This window comes from Tenacibaculum sp. AHE14PA (assembly GCF_019278465.1).
GTDB lineage: Bacteria > Bacteroidota > Bacteroidia > Flavobacteriales > Flavobacteriaceae > Polaribacter > Polaribacter bernardetii.
The window spans coordinates 2,606,537-2,625,949 of record NZ_CP058983.1 but is presented as its reverse complement, the minus strand read 5'-3'; the positions used below and the strand labels follow the sequence as shown (position 1 = coordinate 2,625,949).

At 32.8% G+C, this 19,413-nt stretch carries 17 protein-coding genes; 7 read left to right on the top strand and 10 right to left on the bottom strand.

The genetic code is table 11. From position 1 onward, the window contains the following. Positions 1 to 18: 18 nt before the first annotated feature. The 8 genes from H0I30_RS12105 to H0I30_RS12070 are packed head-to-tail and all read right to left on the bottom strand — an operon-like array spanning position 19 to position 11,425. Positions 19 to 1,806 carry a cbb3-type cytochrome c oxidase subunit I gene (locus H0I30_RS12105; RefSeq protein WP_218772118.1) on the bottom strand — a complete coding sequence of 596 codons (1,788 nt, stop codon included), beginning with the start codon at positions 1,804 to 1,806 and terminating at the stop codon, positions 19 to 21. Positions 1,807 to 1,833: 27 nt separating this feature from the next. Beyond that, complete coding sequence (locus H0I30_RS12100; RefSeq protein ID WP_218772117.1) at positions 1,834 to 2,841, bottom strand: cytochrome c oxidase subunit II; 1,008 nt, start codon at positions 2,839 to 2,841, stop codon at positions 1,834 to 1,836. Between the two features lie 34 nt (positions 2,842 to 2,875). After that, positions 2,876 to 4,438 (bottom strand): quinol:cytochrome C oxidoreductase, encoded by a 1,563-nt coding sequence (locus H0I30_RS12095; RefSeq protein ID WP_218772116.1) that lies wholly within the window; start codon positions 4,436 to 4,438, stop codon positions 2,876 to 2,878. A 22-nt stretch (positions 4,439 to 4,460) separates the two neighbouring features. After that, positions 4,461 to 5,009: a cytochrome c gene (locus tag H0I30_RS12090; protein WP_218772115.1), complete on the bottom strand. Its 549-nt coding sequence runs from the start codon at positions 5,007 to 5,009 to the stop codon at positions 4,461 to 4,463. 9 nt (positions 5,010 to 5,018) lie between these two features. Next, a complete protein-coding gene (locus H0I30_RS12085; protein ID WP_218772114.1) occupies positions 5,019 to 5,546 on the bottom strand; it encodes a DUF3341 domain-containing protein in 528 nt (175 codons plus the stop codon). Continuing rightward, a complete protein-coding gene (gene nrfD, locus H0I30_RS12080) occupies positions 5,536 to 6,936 on the bottom strand; it encodes an NrfD/PsrC family molybdoenzyme membrane anchor subunit (RefSeq protein WP_218772113.1) in 1,401 nt (466 codons plus the stop codon). Before nrfD ends, H0I30_RS12085 begins: the two co-directional genes overlap by 11 nt. 27 nt (positions 6,937 to 6,963) lie before the next feature. Next, on the bottom strand, positions 6,964 to 10,104 hold the full coding sequence (locus H0I30_RS12075; protein WP_218772112.1) for a TAT-variant-translocated molybdopterin oxidoreductase: 3,141 nt from the start codon (positions 10,102 to 10,104) through the stop codon (positions 6,964 to 6,966). Positions 10,105 to 10,135: 31 nt separating this feature from the next. Beyond that, positions 10,136 to 11,425, bottom strand: coding sequence for a c-type cytochrome (locus H0I30_RS12070; RefSeq protein ID WP_218772111.1), 1,290 nt, complete (start codon positions 11,423 to 11,425; stop codon positions 10,136 to 10,138). 215 nt (positions 11,426 to 11,640) lie between these two features. Between H0I30_RS12070 and H0I30_RS12065 the strand changes: the two genes are divergently transcribed. After that, positions 11,641 to 12,003, top strand: a complete 363-nt coding sequence (locus H0I30_RS12065) for an SPOR domain-containing protein (RefSeq protein ID WP_218772110.1) — start codon at positions 11,641 to 11,643, stop codon at positions 12,001 to 12,003. A gap of 79 nt (positions 12,004 to 12,082) precedes the next feature. Here H0I30_RS12065 and H0I30_RS12060 read toward each other — a convergent pair whose 3' ends face one another. Together H0I30_RS12060 and H0I30_RS12055 are read right to left on the bottom strand one after the other, a co-directional pair. Beyond that, the gene (locus H0I30_RS12060; RefSeq protein ID WP_218772109.1) at positions 12,083 to 13,981 is read right to left on the bottom strand and encodes an amidophosphoribosyltransferase; all 1,899 of its coding nucleotides are present in this window, start codon (positions 13,979 to 13,981) and stop codon (positions 12,083 to 12,085) included. Positions 13,982 to 14,056: 75 nt separating this feature from the next. Next, on the bottom strand, positions 14,057 to 14,983 hold the full coding sequence (locus H0I30_RS12055; RefSeq protein WP_218772108.1) for a PfkB family carbohydrate kinase: 927 nt from the start codon (positions 14,981 to 14,983) through the stop codon (positions 14,057 to 14,059). A gap of 73 nt (positions 14,984 to 15,056) precedes the next feature. Here H0I30_RS12055 and H0I30_RS12050 point away from each other — a divergent pair, with 73 nt between their 5' ends. From H0I30_RS12050 to H0I30_RS12025, 6 genes are all read left to right on the top strand, one after another. Then, complete coding sequence (locus tag H0I30_RS12050) at positions 15,057 to 15,482, top strand: SufE family protein (protein ID WP_218772107.1); 426 nt, start codon at positions 15,057 to 15,059, stop codon at positions 15,480 to 15,482. 11 nt (positions 15,483 to 15,493) lie between these two features. Then, positions 15,494 to 15,814, top strand: coding sequence for an iron-sulfur cluster assembly protein (locus H0I30_RS12045; protein ID WP_218772106.1), 321 nt, complete (start codon positions 15,494 to 15,496; stop codon positions 15,812 to 15,814). 82 nt (positions 15,815 to 15,896) lie between these two features. Continuing rightward, positions 15,897 to 16,406, top strand: a complete 510-nt coding sequence (locus H0I30_RS12040) for a DUF2480 family protein (protein ID WP_218772105.1) — start codon at positions 15,897 to 15,899, stop codon at positions 16,404 to 16,406. Between the two features lie 19 nt (positions 16,407 to 16,425). Further along, complete coding sequence (locus tag H0I30_RS12035) at positions 16,426 to 17,277, top strand: DUF3078 domain-containing protein (protein ID WP_218772104.1); 852 nt, start codon at positions 16,426 to 16,428, stop codon at positions 17,275 to 17,277. A gap of 69 nt (positions 17,278 to 17,346) precedes the next feature. Next, positions 17,347 to 18,186: a DUF3078 domain-containing protein gene (locus H0I30_RS12030; protein ID WP_218772103.1), complete on the top strand. Its 840-nt coding sequence runs from the start codon at positions 17,347 to 17,349 to the stop codon at positions 18,184 to 18,186. Positions 18,187 to 18,276: 90 nt separating this feature from the next. After that, positions 18,277 to 19,344, top strand: a complete 1,068-nt coding sequence (locus H0I30_RS12025; protein ID WP_218772102.1) for a CNNM domain-containing protein — start codon at positions 18,277 to 18,279, stop codon at positions 19,342 to 19,344. Positions 19,345 to 19,413 lie beyond the last annotated feature (69 nt).

Sequence of the window (19,413 nt, the reverse complement as noted above, 5' to 3'; positions counted from 1 at the left end):
CATAAATTCTTTTATTTATTAAGATGGTTCTTCTCCATCTAACAATGGTGTAATTTGTAATACGAAATCTTTTCCGTGCACATACTCTCCAAATCTAGGATCATTTTCATCATCCCATACTTTACTATAATCATACGCCCATCTGTGAACTTCTGGAATAGCACCTGGCCAGTTTCCGTGAATATGTTCAACAGGTGTAGTCCACTCTAAAGTATTCGATTTCCAAGGATTCTGTTCTGCTTTATTACCTCTATACATTGAGATAAAGAAGTTTGCTAAAAATATTAACTGAGCAGCACCTCCTAAAAATGCCATTAAAGTCATAAATACGTTGATTTCAATTAAATCATCAAACATTGGAAAGTTTGAGTTTGTATAATAACGACGAGGTAAACCAGCGAGTCCAACAAAGTGCATCGGGAAAAATACTCCGTAAGCAGAGATAATTGTTAACCAAAAGTGCCAGTAACCTAATGTTTTATTCATCATTCTACCATACATTTTAGGGAACCAGTGATACACACCAGCAAACATTCCTAATAAAGCAGATACACCCATTACTAAGTGGAAATGCGCTACTACGAAATAAGTATCGTGTACGTTAATATCTAATGCAGAATCTCCTAAAACTAATCCTGTTAAACCACCTGTTACGAATGTAGAAACTAATCCGATAGAGAATAACATGGCTGGATTTAATTGTAAGTTACCTTTCCATAATGTTGTAACATAATTAAATGCTTTTACTGCAGATGGAATTGCAATTAATACCGTTGTAAATGTAAATACAGATCCTAAGAAAGGATTCATTCCTGTAACAAACATGTGGTGCCCCCATACAATTGTTGATAAGAAAGCAATCGCGATGATTGACCCAATCATTGCACGGTATCCAAAAATTGGCTTACGAGCATTTGTTGATATTACTTCTGAAGTAAGACCTAATGCTGGTAATAAAATAATATATACTTCTGGGTGCCCTAAGAACCAAAATAAGTGTTCAAATAATACAGGTGATCCTCCTTGGTAATGTAATACTTCTCCTGAGATAAAAATATCTGACAAGAAAAATGAGGTTCCGAAACTTCTATCAAAAATTAATAATAAAGCAGCAGATAACAATACTGGGAACGAAATAACACCAATAATAGCTGTAACAAAGAATGCCCACATTGTTAATGGCAATCTTGTCATTTTCATTCCTTTTGTACGTAAGTTTAAAATTGTTACGATGTAGTTTAACGATCCTATTAATGATGACGCAACGAAAATTGCCATAGATACTAACCATAATGTCATACCTGTACCTGAACCAGGAATTGCTTGTGGCAAGGCTGATAAAGGTGGATAAATTGTCCATCCAGCTGATGCAGGTCCTGCCTCAACAAATAATGAAATTATCATTATTACCGATGATAAGAAAAACAACCAGTAAGATACCATGTTTAAGAAACCAGAAGCCATATCACGTGCCCCGATTTGCAATGGAATTAATAAGTTTGAAAACGTACCACTTAAACCGGCAGTTAATACAAAAAATACCATTATTGTACCGTGAATTGTAACCAATGCTAAGTACATATCAGGATTCATAATTCCATCTGTTTGATGGTTACCTAAGAATGCTTCAATAATTGAAAATGATGTTTCTGGCCATGCAATTTGCAAACGAAATAACATAGACATAAAACCTCCTATAACACCCATAAATATACCCGTAACAAGAAATTGTTTCGAGATCATTTTATGATCTTGACTGAAGATGTATTTGGTTACAAATGTTTCTTTGTGATGATGATCTGACATAATCTATATATACTTTTAAAAAATATCTTATTTAATAACTTGAGCTAATGTTTTTTGTTCTGATAACCACTTGTTGTATTCAGCTTCTTCAACAACAGTAATTTTCATTTGCATATTGTAGTGAGATGCACCACAAATTTTATTACACAATAACAAATAATCAAATTCGTAAAGGTCTTCACCTTTTGCTTTTCTAATTTTATTAATTCCATCTGTTTTAGCAATTACCTCAGAGCTTTTACGCATCTCTTCAGTAGTAAACTTAGGTGTAAATGCAAATTGAGTAACCATACCTGGTACACAGTTCATTTGCGCTCTAAAGTGAGGCATATAAGCTGAGTGTAATACATCTTGAGAACGGAACTTAAATAAAATCTTTTTCCCTTTTGGTAAAACTAGTTCTGTTACTTTTTTATCATCCTGAGAATTTGGATCAGACATATCAACTCCCATTGAGTTAATTCCTTTTATAAAGTTAACATTTCCTAAACCTAATTCATTATCTACTCCTGCGTAACGTGCTTGCCAATCGAATTGTCTAGAATATACTTCAATTTCGATAGGGTTTTCGTCATCACCAACATACATAATATTATTCCAAGCCCATAAACCATAACCAATTAAGATTACAATTGTTACTGCAGGAATAGTAGTCCATATTAATTCTAATTTATGACTATCTGCATAAAACAATGCTTTGTTTCCTTTTTTACCTCTATACTTATATGTAAAAAAGAAAATTAAGAATTGCATTGCAAACTGAACAACACCAATTAACCAAAATGTAATGTTAAATAAGTTATCATCATGTTCTCCTTCAATAGAAGCAGACTCTGGTAACATTACTACATTCATTGCTATTAAACAATAAACCATCATTGCATAAAGGGCTACTAAAAACCCTATAGCTAATTTACCTTGTGTTTCATTGTCTTTGTCTGTAGCTATTACAGAGCGAAAATTCATTATACGAGTAATTTGCCAGAAACTAACTCCTATTGCAATTGCTATGAAAATATAAAATAAAGCGAGCATATTATCTAAACTATTTGTTTATTAATTATAATTATTAATGGTCATTACTATCTTCACCACTGTGTTCGATATTGTAGTAATGATAAGTTTCACTTTCGTGTAAGAATGGGTTTCCTTTTGCCAATGTATTTGCTTTTGCAAACGCGCTAAAGGTAGCATAAATAAATAAGCCTAAGAAGAATAAAATCCCGCTTATTTCACCAATCCCAAATCCGTATTGAGCACCAACAGTTCCTGGCATGATCATTACAAATAAGTCTAAATAATGACCTGCTAATATTACAACTCCTCCTATTGTTACAAACCAAGGAACGCTTTTAAAGTCGCTATTGATTAATAATAATATTGGAAAGATAAAGTTCATAACTACCATTGCTAAAAATGGAACTTTATATTCATTGAAACGCAATAAGAAATAAGTTGTTTCTTCTGGAATATCTGCATACCAAATTAACATAAACTGAGCAAACCATAAGTAGGTCCAGAATACTGAAAAACCAAACATATACTTCGCTAAATCATGAATATGACTATCATTTACAAAAGGTAAATGACCTTGCGCTCTTAAATATATTGTTACAAAAGCTATTACTGTTAAAGCAGATACTAAGAAAGTAGCTAAAACATACCAACCAAATAATGTAGAGAACCAGTGAGGGTCTATACCCATAATCCAATCCCAAGACATCATAGATTCTGTAATCATAAATAAGAATAAGAAAACTACAGAAATATTATAATTTCTCTTATGTAATTTTAAGTCACCATTATCTTGAGCTATAGAGCCTTTTCTAATAAAGAAACGATATACATTCCAAACAGTTAAATAAAAGATACTTCTCATTAACCAACCTGGCGTATTTAAAAACCATTTTTTTCCGTCTACAACAGCATCGTAGTTTGGACTTTGAGGGTCAAAAACACCTTCAGCCATCCAAGGGAATAAATGATTCATATGCATAAAAGTAGCGATTAAAAACACTAACATTATAGCACTTACATAGTGTAAATTTGCTGTAATAGCTTCCATTACTCTAAATAATACGATAGACCAACCTGCTTGTGCTACTCTTTGTATTGCATAAAAAGCTAATACTAATAATGTAACTCCTAAAAAGAACATTAAAGCAACAAAAAAAGCTGCCCAAGGTCGGTTTTGCATTTGATGAAAAGCATGTTCGGCATGTTCATCTTCATGGTTTTCTCCGTGTGCCTGTGTAGCATCTGTATGTTTTACAACTGCATCAGCATGCTGTTCTTTTACTTCTTCTTTATGTTCTGCATTAGTTGAATCTGCTACATGTGCAACTTCAGCACTTTCTGTATGAACAGCTATACTATCAGAAACATGATTTTCTTCCTCATGTATTTCTGTTGTAGCCTGTGCTTCTTCTTTAGCGTTTTCAACGTGAGTTGTTGCTTTATGAGAATCAGCAGTAGCATTATCTCCATGATGAGCACCGTGCTGATTTGCTAAAATTTCCTTTGCTTCTTCTAATGTTTTAGGTGCACTATAAAAACTATAAACAGTTCCTATAAGTCCTACAGCCATTAAAATAATAGCAAGCATTTTTAATTTTCCTGAAAACTTGTACATATCTTAACTATCTATTATATACTTATTTTAATTCGCTTCTTAATTTCTCTACATACTGTACAACTTGCCAACGCTCTTTGTACTGTAACTGACTTGAATGGGAACCCATTAAGTTTTTACCATACATAAGTACATGATAAATATTACCTGGAGTTAGGTCTCTATCTTTGTAGTTAGGTATACCATTAAACTTATCTCTTTGAGATAAAACTCCGTTACCATCACCTTTTTTACCATGGCATGTAGCACAATAGATTGTATACAATTCTTTACCCTTTGCCAAGTTCTTTTCAGAAGCTTCGAAAGGATTCTTTAATTCAGCTTTAGCTTTCTCGTATCCTTCATTTGTATCGGGAATATCATAAGCTACTATACCGTTTCTACTTACGGTACCTGCAACAGGCAATCTGTCTGATGTACTGTTAGAAACACCTGTATCCCCATTCGCATCGTAAGGAATAGATACATACATATCAGGCATATACTGTAATTGAGGTGTACGTTTATCTCCGCATGAAATAACACTTGTTATTACAACTAAAGCGACGATTATTTTTACAAAACTTTTCATATCTCTTTATTAGTGCTTTTCTACTATGTTAATTTCTACAGCCCCAGTTGATTCAACCAATGCTTTTAACTCGTCTTCATTACCATGAACAGGAATCTCCATTAAGAAGTGATCATCGGTAGTTCTTGGATCTGGATTTTCTGCTTCTTTAAATGGCCATATTCTACTTCTCATATAAAAAGTAATTACCATTAAGTGGGCCGCAAAAAATACTGTTAATTCAAACATAATTGGTACAAACGCTGGCATATTTGTAAACCAACTAAAGTTAGGCTTACCACCAATATCTTGTGGCCAATCTTGAATCATCATATAATTAGTCATCCAAATAGCAAAGCATAAACCTGTAATTCCGTAAAAGAATGCAGTGATTGCTAAACGCGTTGGTGCTAATCCTAATGCTTTGTCTAGTCCATGAACGGGAAAAGGACAAAATACTTCTTCGATGTGGTGATGTTCTCCTTTGATTTTCTTAACGGCATCCATTAAGATATCATCATCATTATAAAATGCGTGAATTACTTTATTAGTGCTCATTGTTCTCCTCTCTTAATTTTTTATAATTCTCTCCTGAAGATTTCAAGATTGTCTTAACTTCTGCTTGTGCTATTACTGGGAATGTTCTTGCATATAATAAGAATAATACAAAGAAAAACCCGATAGTTCCTACAAAAATACCTACATCAACAAATGTTGGCTCAAAACGCCACCATGTTGATGGTAAGTGTCCTTTACTTAATACAATTGCGATAATATCAAAACGCTCAAACCACATACCAATATTAATTATGATTGAAATGATAAAAGAAAAGATAAAGCTTCTTCTTAATTTCTTAATCCATAAAAACTGTGGTAAGATAATATTACACCATAATAGTGACCAAAATGCCCACCCGTAAGGTCCTGCTTCAGCTCCAAATGATAAGTAAGTATAGTTTTCATAAGGTGATCCTGTATACCATGCGATAAAGAATTCTGTTGCATACGCTACAGCTACAATACCACCTGTTAAAAGGATTACGATATTCATATATTCAACGTGTAAACGTGTAATATAAGCTTCCATATTAGTAACCTTACGCATAATACCTAATAAGGTTTGTACCATTGCAAATCCTGAAAAGATTGCTCCAGCTACGAAGTAAGGTGGAAATATAGTAGAGTGCCATCCTGGGTTAATAGAAGTAGCAAAATCCATAGATACAATTGTGTGTACAGAAAGTACTAATGGTGTTGCTAAACCTGCTAATACTAAAGATACTTCTTCAAAACGTTGCCAGTCTTTTGCTCTACCAGACCATCCGAAAGATAATAAAGCATATATTTTCTTCTGAAAAGGCTTTACTGCTCTATCACGAATCATTGCAAAATCTGGTAATAAACCTGTCCACCAGAAAACTAATGATACAGATAAATAGGTTGATATTGCAAATACATCCCATAGTAATGGCGAGTTAAAGTTTACCCATAACGAACCAAATTGGTTTGGCATTGGTAACACCCAATATCCATTCCATGGACGACCCATGTGAATAATAGGAAACAACCCTGCTTGAAAAACCGCAAAGATTGTCATCGCTTCTGCCGAACGGTTAATTGCCATTCTCCATTTTTGACGGAATAGTAATAATACCGCTGAAATCAATGTTCCTGCGTGACCAATACCTACCCACCATACGAAGTTGGTAATATCCCAAGCCCAACCGATGTTTTTGTTTAATCCCCACACACCGATACCTGTACCGACCGTGTAGAAAATACATCCAAATCCCCATAGCATTGCTGCCAAAGAAATATAAAATGCGATATACCAATTTTGATTTGCCTTACCTTCGATAGGTTTTGCAATGTCTTCAGTGATATCATGGTAACTTTTGTTACCCAACACTAAAGGTTCTCTATAAGATGATTCGTAATGAGACGACATAAATCTATATACTTATTAATTATATTATTAAGCTTCGTTTGTATTTCTAACTTTTACTTGGTAAACTACATTTGGTTTTGTACCAATATAATCTAACACGTGGAAAGCTCTATTATCTTCTTTTAATGCTGTTATAGCATCTTCAGAATTGTTTACATCTCCAAACACCATTGCTCCTGTAGAACAAGCTGATGAACATGCTGTTTCAAATTCGTCTTTATTTACAGCTCTACCTTCTTTTTTAGCTTTTAAGATAGTTGCTTGAGTCATTTGAATACACATAGAACATTTTTCCATAACTCCACGAGAACGAACTACTACATCTGGGTTTAACACCATTTTACCGTATTCGTTATTCATATTGAAATCGAATTCGTTGTTTTCAGCATAGTTGAACCAGTTAAAACGACGAACTCTATATGGACAGTTGTTTGCACAATACCTTGTACCTACACATCTGTTATATGCCATTTGATTTTGACCTTGACGGCCATGAGATGTTGCTGCAACCGGACAAACTGTTTCACATGGTGCGTGATTACAGTGCTGACACATCATTGGTTGGAAAGCTACTTCTGGATTTTCAGCAGAATTTTCTAAAGCGTCAAATAAATCACCTTTACTTAATTCTAAAACTCTTTCTGTATACTTTCTTTCAACGTCTTTGTTCGCTAAATTAGGGTTCTCTGCTTTGAATTCTTCAATAGTCATTGAAGCTTCATGTTGTTTATCTGCAACAGTAGAAGAATAGTAACGATCGATACGCAACCAGTGCATATCTCTACCTACACGTACTTCATCTTTACCTACAACAGGCACATTGTTTTCTGCATGACATGCTACTACACACGCCCCACAACCTGTACAAGATGTTAAATCGATAGATAGGTTAAAGTGATGACCTATTTCACGATTATGTTCATCCCATAAATCTATTTTACTAGCCGCTGTTTCTTGGTGATCATAAGAAACCATTGCTGGTTTATTCCAAGTATGTTTTGGATCTAAATTTTTGTTATTTACTTGTTGTAATGTAGCTTCCTTTAAAATATCATGACGACCCGCTAGTGTACTTTGTACCTGAGTACAAGCAAACTTATGCCATCCTGAAGTTTTCTCGACAGCAACATTGTATTGTACATTGTTACCATCTTTTAAGAAAGGATACGCGTTGATACCAACTTGCATCTCTTCTTTTAAACCTTCAGTCCTACCGTAACCTAATGCTAAACCAACTGATCCTTTTGCTTGACCTGGTTGAATCATCACAGGAACATTCTTAATTGTTACTCCATTTACTGTTACGCTAGCGTAGTTACCATTAATTGCTCCGTTATCTTTTACTGGGTTTTCAAAACCTAATTCTCTAGCATCAGCCATAGAAACGGTTAAGTAGTTATCCCATGATGCACGAGTAATAGGATCTGGTAATTCTTGTAACCAAGGGTTGTTCGCTTGTTTACCATCACCTAATGCAGTTGACGAATACAAGTTTAATTCGAAACCTGAAGATGCGCTTGCTGCTTTAACTAATTCAGCTACTGAAGCAGCTATAGCTACTGAAGTTTCAAAAGCTTCTTCTTCTAACATCATTTCTGACTTAAAGAAACCATCATGTAATGCTTGATTCCATGATGCACCTGCTAAAACAGTAGTACTCCAAAATTCTTTTAAAGTATCATAATAGTTTACAGAACTACCTGACCATTTTAATAACACATCTTGTAACTGACGTGTATTAAATAACGGAGAAATAGTAGGCTGCATTAAACTATAAGTACCTGCTGTTACCGTAACATCTCCCCAACTTTCTAAGTTATGAGGTGCTGGTAATGTATATTGTGTTGCCTTAGCTGTTACATCATTCTGAGTAGCTATTGCAACAGATAGTTTTAACTTTTTAATTCCTTCTGCTAATTCAGATGCATTTGCTAATGTATATAAAGGGTTTGTGTTATAAGTAACTAAACCTTTAACCTTACCATTTTTAATATCTGCAACTAATTCAGCTACCTGAGTATCGTTACCTTGACGCGTTAAATTAACTGCTTTAGCATCGAAAATCTCACTATTTAATTTCTCATTAATTGCAAAAGCAATTAACTGAGCGTTTTTATCATTTAAACCTGTAACTACAACTCCTTTTGAACCTGCTTTCTTTAAATCGCTAGCTAGCTTTTTAATTTCTGCATCAAATTTAGTTGCTTTAGATGGAAGTGATTCTCCTGCTACAGCATTATATAAATTAACCAAAGCATATACTTGATCAGAAGGCTTTACAACAATTCTTTTATCAGCATTTGCTCCTGCTAAAGACATGTTACTTTCTATTTGAACATGATAAGACATTTTACCAGAATCAGCTCTACGCCCATCTGCATAAGACTTTTCATATCCACCTTGCCAGTCACCAATAAAATCAGCCCCAACAGAAACAATAACCTCTGCCTTGCTAAAATCGTAGTTAGGCACAGCGCGTTTACCGTACATTGCTTCAAAAGCATCGGCAGTTGCACTTTCTGAAATTGCATCATAAACAACGTGCTTAACGTTTGGATATGCTGCAGTAAAATCAGCAATTACTTTTTCAGTAGAAGGACTCGCTAAAGTACCTGTTAATAAAACTACTGATTCGTTTGCTTCTTTTAATTGATTAAGTTTAGCTACAATTTCTTTATCGGCATCTGCCCAAGAAATTTCAGCTTCTCCTTTTTTAGGTTCTTTTAAGCGTAATTCGCTATCATATAATGATAAAACAGATGCTTGAGTACGTGCATTTGTTTCTCCTCCCGCTTGCTTATTAGGCATTACAAGAATAGGACGACCTTCGCGTGTTTTTACTAATACGTTTGCAAAATCAAAACCATCAGCAATTGTAGTTGCATACCAATCAGCAACACCTACAACGATATCATTTGGTTGCACTACATAAGGGATTGATTTTCTTACGGGACCTTCACAAGCAGCTAATGATGCAGCTGCCGTTGTAAATCCAACGTATTTTAAGAAATCTCTACGTGATGTAGATGATGTTTCTAATGTTTCTTTATCACCTAAAAACTCATCTGTAGGAATATCTTGTACAAACTCATTATTACGCAGCGTTTCAACAACAGAACTACCTTTAAGTTCTTCAACACTTTGCCAGTATTTTTTGTTTGAAGCCATTTATATACGTGTTTTTCTACTTTCTAATTGATTAATAGTGGCACTTACCACACTCTTTTCCTCCTAGTTGAGCAATTGTAACTTGATCAACACCATACTTTGCCGCTAATTCTTTATGAATTTTAGCATAATACTCATTACCCTTTAAATCAACCTTGGTTGCTTTATGACAATCTATACACCAACCCATTGTTAATGAAGAGTATTGGTATACTTCTTCCATTTCCTCAACAGGACCGTGACATTTCTGACAAGCTACTCCTCCTACAGTTACGTGTTGTGAGTGATTAAAGTATGCAAAATCTGGTAAATTATGTACTCTAACCCATTTTACAGGCTTAGTGTTACCAGTATATTCTAAGTTTTCAGCATCCCAACCAGCTGCTTCATATATCTTAGCTATCTCTTTATCTAAATCTGACTTCACTAGAGTATGATCATCCATCACCACTTTAGTATCATCTGCTACTTCAGAAATATTTTTATGACAATTCATACAAACATTTACAGACGGTATACCTGAATGCTTACTATGTTTTGCTGATGAGTGACAGTATTGACAATCTATCTTATTATCACCTGCGTGAATTTTATGAGAGAATGCTATAGGCTGTATTGGTTGATAACCTTCATCAACACCTACTTGGAACAAGGTTCCGAATAAGATATAAATCCCAATTAAAGCCCCAAATAGAACAGCTGAAACATGTAAAAAAGTATTCTTTTTAATACCTGCCCATAACTCAGCCGACTGACCAAGCATACCAGGTGTTTTAGGAGCTCCTTTTAACTCACTAATTGTTTTTAATAAATTAGCAATAATTAAGAAAGCTACAATAATAGCTGCTGCTAAAACATACAACAACCATCTTGGCGAATCTCCTTTTTCAGTATCACCAGCAGCCACTGCTACTTGACCTGGTTTAGCAATCTCACCAACAGTTGTGTAATAAAGAATATCATCGATATTCTGATCTGTTAACTGAGGAAAAGCGGTCATATTAGAACCTTTATACTCTTCAAAAATTGCAATTGCGTCTTTATCTCCAGAAGCTCTTAACGCGGCATTGTCTTTAATCCAAGACTTTAACCAATCGTTCTCTCTTCTCTCTTCAATCCCACCTAATTTAGGACCCACAAGTTTCTTGTCTAACTTGTGACATGAGGCACATAAAGACTTAAATAATTTCTTCCCTTCTTTCTGGCGAGCTTCGTCAACATCTTGAGAAAACGCTGAAAAGCTTATAAATAAAACTAAAAAGAAAGCTAAACTCTTTACGAGTTTTTGGGTTAATTTACTGTGATGTTTCACACTTTTCATACTGTTAAATATAAGTTTTGTAACTGTTTTGGCACATTTTTTTCTATAACGCTATTCTAAAAACAGCAAATAGAAAGTCAGACAAAAGTACTACTTCTCTCTAAATTGTGAAATGTTAAGAGATTGCTAATTTATAATTTATATTTATTCTAAATAACTTAAGCAGACAATCTATTAAATTGCAAGTCGTTACTTTTGTGAAAAGTTTTAATAAAATGAAAAAAAGAAGCATTATACTAAGTTTAATTTTAGGTATTATTATTGGCGCTTTTAATAGCAATGCTCAAGATAATATTACTGAAAATAAAGATATTACTGCACTAATCAATAAAAAAAGACAATACAACAAACATAACGGAACGGGCTACCGAATTCAGTTATATAACGGATTGGAAAGAAAAGCAAAAAGCTTGCGAAGCAGATTTCAGGTTGAATATCCAGGTGTTTATAGTAAGTTAGTTTACAAATCTCCTGAATGGAAAGTACAAGTTGGCAACTACAAAACAAGATTAGAAGCAGACAGATCTTTAAATGAAATTAGAGAACAATTTAACGGAGCGATTGTTATTCCATTATAAATTTAAAATAGTAAAACATAAAAAAAAGCGAAATCAATTGATTTCGCTTTTTTTTGTGTTTTTAATTTAAGAACTATTTTTAATAAGCTCGCTGATCACTTCCTTCATAAAAGTTAATAAAAGCTTGGTTTACCACACGATTACCACCATCTGTTGGGTAATCTCCTGTAAAATACCAATCTCCTAAATTATCTGGACATGCTTTATGCAAACCACTAACAGGTTGAAAAATAACTTCTACTTCAGACTTTATTTCAGGTGTTTTTAACATTTGTGCAATTTTAGCCGAGATTTGCTCATCTTTAAAAGGTGCATAAATTTCTTTTACATAATTTACAACATCTTTGTCTTCGCTAATCTCTTGCTTTTTACACTTAGCATATACGGTATCTATAATATGATATTGATTTGTTTCTTTCAACAATTCTAATGTTGCTTTAAAAGCTATAAAATCATTGATTTTTGCCATATCGATACCATAACAATCTGGATAACGAATTTGAGGAGCTGAAGAAACTACTACTATTTTCTTCGGATTTAAACGATCTAATATTTTTATGATACTTTTCTTTAAAGTTGTACCACGCACAATACTATCATCAATAATTACTAAATTATCAGTTTCTTTTACAACTCCATATGTTACATCGTAAACATGGGCCACCAAATCATTACGACTGCTATCATCTGTAATAAAAGTTCTAAGCTTTGCATCTTTAATAGCAATTTTTTCGAAACGTGGTCTTTTTGATAAAATATCTACAACTTCATCTTTCGTCAACTTACCATCACCTGCTAAAATAGCTGCTGTTTTTTGCTGATTTAAAACATCCTCAGCTGCTTCCATCATTCCGAAAAAAGATGTTTCGGCCGTGTTTGGTATGTATGAAAAAACGGCATTTTCTATATCGTTATCAATAGATTTCAAAACTTCTGGAAAAACATATTTTCCTAGATTTTTACGTTCTTCATAAATTGAAGCATCGCTTCCTCTAGAGAAATAAATACGTTCGAAAGAACATGATTTCTTTGGACGCTGCTCTAAAACTGGCGACATTGATGTTTCGCCATTCTTTTTAATAATTAAAGCATGCCCTCTATCGATCTCTTTAATTTTACCAATAGGCACATTAAATACTGTTTGAATTGCCGGACGTTCAGACGCTACAACAACTACTTCATCATCTTGATAATAAAAAGCGGGTCTGATTGCTGATGGATCTCTTAATACAAACGCATCTCCATGACCTAATAAACCAGCCATAGCATAACCACCATCCCAATTTTTTGCAGAACGTTGTAATATATTTTGAATATTTAAATTCTCTTCTATATAACCTGAAGCATCTTTTTTACTATAACCTTCTTCTTTGGCTTTGATATATAATTCAGAAACTTCATCCTCCAAAAAATGTCCGATTTTTTCCATAACAGTAACAGTGTCTGTAAACTCTTTTGGATGCTGACCTAAATCTACCAAATCGTTTAACAACTGTTTAGAGTTGGTCATGTTAAAATTACCTGCAACAATTAAGTTTTGATGTTTCCAATTTCTTTGACGTAAAAAAGGATGTACACTTTCTATAGAATTTTTACCAAAAGTACCATAACGAACGTGCCCTAAAAAAAGATTCCCTAAATATGGCACATTTTCTTCTTGCCACTTGATATCATTTGTTTTAGCTGGATTTTCTTCTAAAACACCTGCAATTCTTTCATTAATCTTTCCAAAAATATCCTGAATAGGTTGTGATTGGTTAGATCGTATTCTACTAATATATCTTGTCCCCGGTGCTACATTAAATTTAATACTAGCCAACCCTGCGCCATCTTGCCCACGATTGTGTTGCTTCTCCATTAACAAGTACATTTTATTTACACCATAAAATGCAGTTCCGTATTTATCTTTATAATATTGCAATGGTTTTAATAATCTAACCATGGCAATACCGCATTCGTGCTTTATAGCATCACTCATTTGAAGTATTTTTAATTGTGTTGTTGTTGTTTTGTTGTAAAAAAAAATCCGCAGCAAAAAGCGCGGATTTTTTATTTATGATAACTCTATATCAAATTGTGTTAATTCTTTAAAAGCCTGTAAACGTGTTTGCACTTCGTCTTTTGTTAGCTCTTCCATTCGTTGTGTACCGAATTTTTCTACACAAAACGAAGCTAAATTAGAACCATATATAATTCCGTTTTTCATATTCTCAAACGAAATATCTTCAGTTTTTGCTAAATATCCACAAAAACCTCCTGCAAAAGTATCTCCTGCCCCTGTTGGATCAAAAACATCTGCTAATGGCAATGCTGGTGCAAAGAACATTTTACCTTCATTAAATAATAAAGCTCCGTGTTCTCCTTTTTTAATTACTACATATTTAGGACCCATTTCATGAATTTTCTTCGCTGCATTAACCAACGAGTATTCTCCACTTAACTGACGTGCTTCTTCATCATTAATTGTAATAACATCTACACGTTTTAAAACGGTATGTAAATCAGCTAAAGCAATGTCCATCCAAAAATTCATAGTATCTAAAACTACTAACTTAGGTCTTTCGGTCATTTGATCTAAAACTGATGCTTGTGTTAATGGGTGTAAATTACCTAACATTACAATACCTGCATCTTTAAAAGCATCTGGTACAACTGGCTGAAAATGCTCCAATACATTTAACTCTGTAATTAAAGTATCGCGAGAATTCATGTCATTATGATATTTACCGCTCCAAAAGAAAGTTTTACCTTCTTTAATTACTTCAATACCATCAGTATTAATTCCTTTATTATTCATCATATCTAAATATGACTTCGGAAAATCTCCACCAACAACAGAAACAACGCCTGTTTTAACACCAAATTGAGAAGCCGCTAAACCTACAAAAGTTCCTGAACCTCCTAAAATCTTATCTGTTTTACCAAAAGGTGTTTCAATAGCATCAAAAGCTACGGTACCTACTGCTAATAATTTACTCATTTCTTATTTTTTTACTGTAATTTTGCTCTTTTAAATATAGTGTCTTTAGACACTGCAAAAATAGTTTTAAAAAATGACTATCAAAGAAATACAAGAAGAAATTATTGACGAGTTTTCTATGTTTGATGACTGGATGGGACGTTATGAATATATAATTGACTTAGGAAAATCTTTACCTTTAATAAACGAAACGTATAAATTAGATGAAAATTTAATTAAAGGTTGTCAATCTAAAGTGTGGTTATATTCTGAATTACAAGAAGACACTATTAATTTTACAGCCGATAGTGATGCTATTTTAACAAAAGGTATTGTAGCATTATTACTAAGAGTATATTCTAACCAAACTCCGCAAGCTATTATTGAAGCTAAAACCGACTTTATTGATGAAATTGGCTTAAAAGAACACTTAAGTCCAACCAGAGCAAACGGTTTAGTTTCTATGGTAAAGCAAATAAAAATGTATGCGATTGCACAGCAATCTAAACTAACAAAATAAAGAAGTAGATTATGAACGATAAAGAATTAGAAGTATTAGGAGATAAAATTGTTGGTGTTTTAAAAACAATTTACGATCCTGAAATTCCTGTAGATATATACGAGTTAGGCTTAATTTATGATGTATTTGTTTCTGAAGAATACAATGCTAAAATTTTAATGACTTTAACTTCACCTAACTGCCCAGTAGCGGAAAGTTTACCTGTTGATATTGAAGAAAAAGTAAAGTCGTTAAAAGAAATTAACGCTTGTGAAGTAGAAATTACTTTCGATCCTACATGGACTCAAGAAATGATGAGCGAAGAGGCGAAGTTAGAATTAGGAATGCTTTAAATAAATTTGTGATTACGAATAAGAACGAAACTATCTGTTAAAAGACTGCTTCGTTCTTGTTCACAATGACGTTTCAAAAAATATGGCTGAAGAAATTATAAACAAAATAGCAACCAGTAAATTAATTACTATTGACCTTGAAGATTATTATCCGAAAGGCCAACGTATTGTTTTTGATATTAAAAGTTGGTTATATGAAGAGTTAATTCTTCGTGAAAAAGATTTTAGAGAACAAGTTAAAAATCATGATTGGTCGCAATATAAAGACACTTATATTGCTTTAACATGTTCTTCGGATGCTATTATTCCCTCTTGGGCCTATTTATTATTAACAGCACATTTGTCTGGATTTGCTAAAAAAATAGTTGTTGGTAATTTAGAGTTGCTAGAAACTACTATTTACCAAGAATTAATTAATGAATTAGATAGTACACAATACCAAGACAAACCCGTAATCATTAAAGGCTGTACAAATAAACCGATACCTCCATCTGCTTATACATTTTTAATACAAAAACTACAAACTGTAGCAAAAAACATCATGTTTGGTGAAGCTTGCTCAACTGTTCCGTTATTTAGAAAAAACAAATAACCTTCTTATCCTATTTTTAATGAAAAAACTACTAATAATATTGTTAACTTGGTTCTCTTTCAATATTTTTTCACAAGAAATAAAAAAAGATAGCATACCTAAAAGACTAACCGTAACTGGTAAATACACTTTTTTATTCAATCAATCTTCTTTTTCTAATTGGGCTGCCGGAGGAAGCAATACCATCGCCGGAAATATGGGACTTGAATATGATTTTAATTATAAAAAGAATAAGTGGAACTGGGACAATAAGTTAATTACAAGTTATGGGTTAAGTCATATAAGCGAAAAAGGATTAAGAAAAACAGATGATAATTTTGAATACAATTCTCTGCTAGGGTTAAAAACGTCTAAACTTTGGTTTATCTCTTTTTTTACAAACCTAAAAACACAATACACCAGGGGATATGAATACAAGGAAGGCGTAAAAAAGCCTATCTCAGATTTTTTCTCACCTGCATATTGGAGTTTTGGCCCCGGTATGTTATGGAAAAAATCCGATGAAAGACGAATAAATATTGCTCCCGCAACGGCTCGTTTTACTTTTGTTTCTCTTCAATTTTCAGGAAAATATGGAGTTAAAAAAGGTGAAAAAATAAATTTCGGTTTAGGATTCAATTTATCTGGTTACTTTAAACATGAAGTGATGAAAGATATGACGATAGAAAACGTTCTTGCTGTGTATTCTGATTATTTAAATAAGCCTTTTAATATTGATATTAACTATCAGTTAAACTTTATTGTAAAAATAAACGACTATATATCTACAAATCTTGGCCTACACACTATTATTGATGATGATGCTTCTAGTAAAATACAATTTAAAGAGATATTTGGACTTGGAGTAAATTATATCTTCCATAAAACGTGACTTTTTTATACTAACATTGTCTAAACTAAAAATAGAGATGTAATTTTACATCTTCAAAAAAACTTTATAATGAAAAAAATATTAGCTGTAGCTATTTTATTCGGTGCATTATCAATAAATGCTCAAGAAAAGAAAAAAGAAGAAACCAAAGATGGTTGGAATAAAGAAGGTAACATCTCATTTTTATTCAATCAATCTGCATTTAATAACTGGTTAGCTGGTGGAGTAAATAATATTTCCGGAACTTTAAGTTTGAATTATGACTTCAACTATACTAAAAATGATTGGACTTGGGATAATAAATTAATTGCTTCTTACGGATTAACAAAAATAAAAAAAGAAGAGCTTCAAAAAACAGATGACCGTTTAGAGTTAAACTCTCTTGTTGGTAAAAAAGCATCTAAATACTGGTATTACTCAGCGTTTTTGAATTTTAAAACGCAAATGTCATCAACCGATGTTGACGGTATACAAACATCACATTTTTTCTCTCCAGCTTATTTCCAATTAGGTCCTGGTATGTTGTGGAAAAAATCTGACAAACTAAAAGTTAATTTCGCTCCTGCTACCTCTAAACTAATTTTAGTACATTCTCATTTAACTGATCTTGGGCCAGCCTTTGGCGTAGATCAAGGAGAAAGTTCAAGATATGAATTAGGTGCTTCTATTAGTGGATATTACAAGGCAGAAATTATGAAAAACGTTAGCATTGAAAATATTTTAAACCTATATAGTAACTATCTAGAAGATGCTCAAAATGTAGATATTGATTATACTTTAAACATAGTAATGAAAGTAAATAAATATTTATCTGCCAATCTATCTATGCAAGCTATTTATGACGACAATGCTTTTCAAGGATTTCAGACAAAAGAAGTATTCGGTTTAGGTATAAATTACGGATTCTAACAAACAATTATTCAAAAAAAAAGAAAACCTTAAAGAGTCATATCTTTAAGGTTTTCTTTTTTGCTTACTTTTGCTTAAAATTTAAAAAGAATGACTTTACTACTAATATACGCAACAGTATCAATATTTTTCTCTTTCATATGTTCCATATTAGAAGCTGTTTTACTGAGTGTAACACCAACTTTCGTTAATGTAAAAAAGAAAGAAGGTGTAGGTTTTGCTACTCAGCTAGAAGCATTAAAAAAAGATGTAGACAAGCCTTTAATTGCCATTCTAACCTTAAATACTCTTGCACATACCGTAGGAGCTATACTAGTTGGTACTGAAGCTAAAAAGATATTTAATGACGATGGTTACGGTGTATTTATTGTTTCTGCAGCAATGACTATATTAATTTTAGTTGCTTCAGAAATCATTCCGAAAACAATAGGTGCGACTTACTGGAAACAACTTGCTAGCTTTACCACAACTGCTTTAAAAGTAATGATATTCCCGTTAAAGTGGACAGGTATTTTATGGATACTACAATTAACTACAAAATTGATTGGTGGTAAAGGCGGTCACGGCGAAAGTATTTTAAGCAGGGAAGATTTCACTGCAATGACTGATATTGCTGAACAAGAAGGTGTTTTTCAACAAAATGAAAGTAATGTAATAAGGAATATGCTTAATTTTAAAGATATACAGGCAAAGCACATTATGACACCTCGCACAGTTATTAAAATTGCTGATGAAAACGAATCTATTGAATCTTTTTTTGAAAATAATAAATTATTGAATTTCTCTAGAATACCTGTTTTCTCTAAAAATCCTGATAATATAACTGGCTACATATTAAAAGATCAACTTTTATTAGCTTTAATTGATAAAAAAGGAGCCGAACCGTTAAAGTCAATTAAAAGAGATATTATTATTGCAGATAGAGATTTATCAATTCCGGGCTTATTTAAGAAGCTAATTGAACAACGAGAACACCTAGCTTTAATTGTTGATGAATATGGCTCTGTAAGCGGATTAATAACTCAAGAAGACGTAATAGAAACCTTATTAGGTTATGAAATTATGGATGAAAGTGATAATGTTGCTAACTTACAAAGCTTAGCTAGAAAAAATTGGAAAAAGAGATTAGGAATTATAAATGATTTAGAAAAGAAATAATCCTAAAAATAAGTTATGCTATAACACATACTACTATAAATAATTAAACCAGTGATATAAATCTCTGGT

Bases quoted from the DNA above. Each gene is read 5' to 3' on its own strand.
- H0I30_RS12105 (WP_218772118.1), bottom strand. From the start codon at position 1,806: ATGTCAGATCATCATCACAAAGAAACATTTGTAACCAAATACATCTTC.
- H0I30_RS12100 (WP_218772117.1), bottom strand. From the start codon at position 2,841: ATGCTCGCTTTATTTTATATTTTCATAGCAATTGCAATAGGAGTTAGT.
- H0I30_RS12095 (WP_218772116.1), bottom strand. From the start codon at position 4,438: ATGTACAAGTTTTCAGGAAAATTAAAAATGCTTGCTATTATTTTAATG.
- H0I30_RS12090 (WP_218772115.1), bottom strand. From the start codon at position 5,009: ATGAAAAGTTTTGTAAAAATAATCGTCGCTTTAGTTGTAATAACAAGT.
- H0I30_RS12085 (WP_218772114.1), bottom strand. From the start codon at position 5,546: ATGAGCACTAATAAAGTAATTCACGCATTTTATAATGATGATGATATC.
- nrfD (WP_218772113.1), bottom strand. From the start codon at position 6,936: ATGTCGTCTCATTACGAATCATCTTATAGAGAACCTTTAGTGTTGGGT.
- H0I30_RS12075 (WP_218772112.1), bottom strand. From the start codon at position 10,104: ATGGCTTCAAACAAAAAATACTGGCAAAGTGTTGAAGAACTTAAAGGT.
- H0I30_RS12070 (WP_218772111.1), bottom strand. From the start codon at position 11,425: ATGAAAAGTGTGAAACATCACAGTAAATTAACCCAAAAACTCGTAAAG.
- H0I30_RS12065 (WP_218772110.1), top strand. From the start codon at position 11,641: ATGAAAAAAAGAAGCATTATACTAAGTTTAATTTTAGGTATTATTATT.
- H0I30_RS12060 (WP_218772109.1), bottom strand. From the start codon at position 13,981: ATGAGTGATGCTATAAAGCACGAATGCGGTATTGCCATGGTTAGATTA.
- H0I30_RS12055 (WP_218772108.1), bottom strand. From the start codon at position 14,983: ATGAGTAAATTATTAGCAGTAGGTACCGTAGCTTTTGATGCTATTGAA.
- H0I30_RS12050 (WP_218772107.1), top strand. From the start codon at position 15,057: ATGACTATCAAAGAAATACAAGAAGAAATTATTGACGAGTTTTCTATG.
- H0I30_RS12045 (WP_218772106.1), top strand. From the start codon at position 15,494: ATGAACGATAAAGAATTAGAAGTATTAGGAGATAAAATTGTTGGTGTT.
- H0I30_RS12040 (WP_218772105.1), top strand. From the start codon at position 15,897: ATGGCTGAAGAAATTATAAACAAAATAGCAACCAGTAAATTAATTACT.
- H0I30_RS12035 (WP_218772104.1), top strand. From the start codon at position 16,426: ATGAAAAAACTACTAATAATATTGTTAACTTGGTTCTCTTTCAATATT.
- H0I30_RS12030 (WP_218772103.1), top strand. From the start codon at position 17,347: ATGAAAAAAATATTAGCTGTAGCTATTTTATTCGGTGCATTATCAATA.
- H0I30_RS12025 (WP_218772102.1), top strand. From the start codon at position 18,277: ATGACTTTACTACTAATATACGCAACAGTATCAATATTTTTCTCTTTC.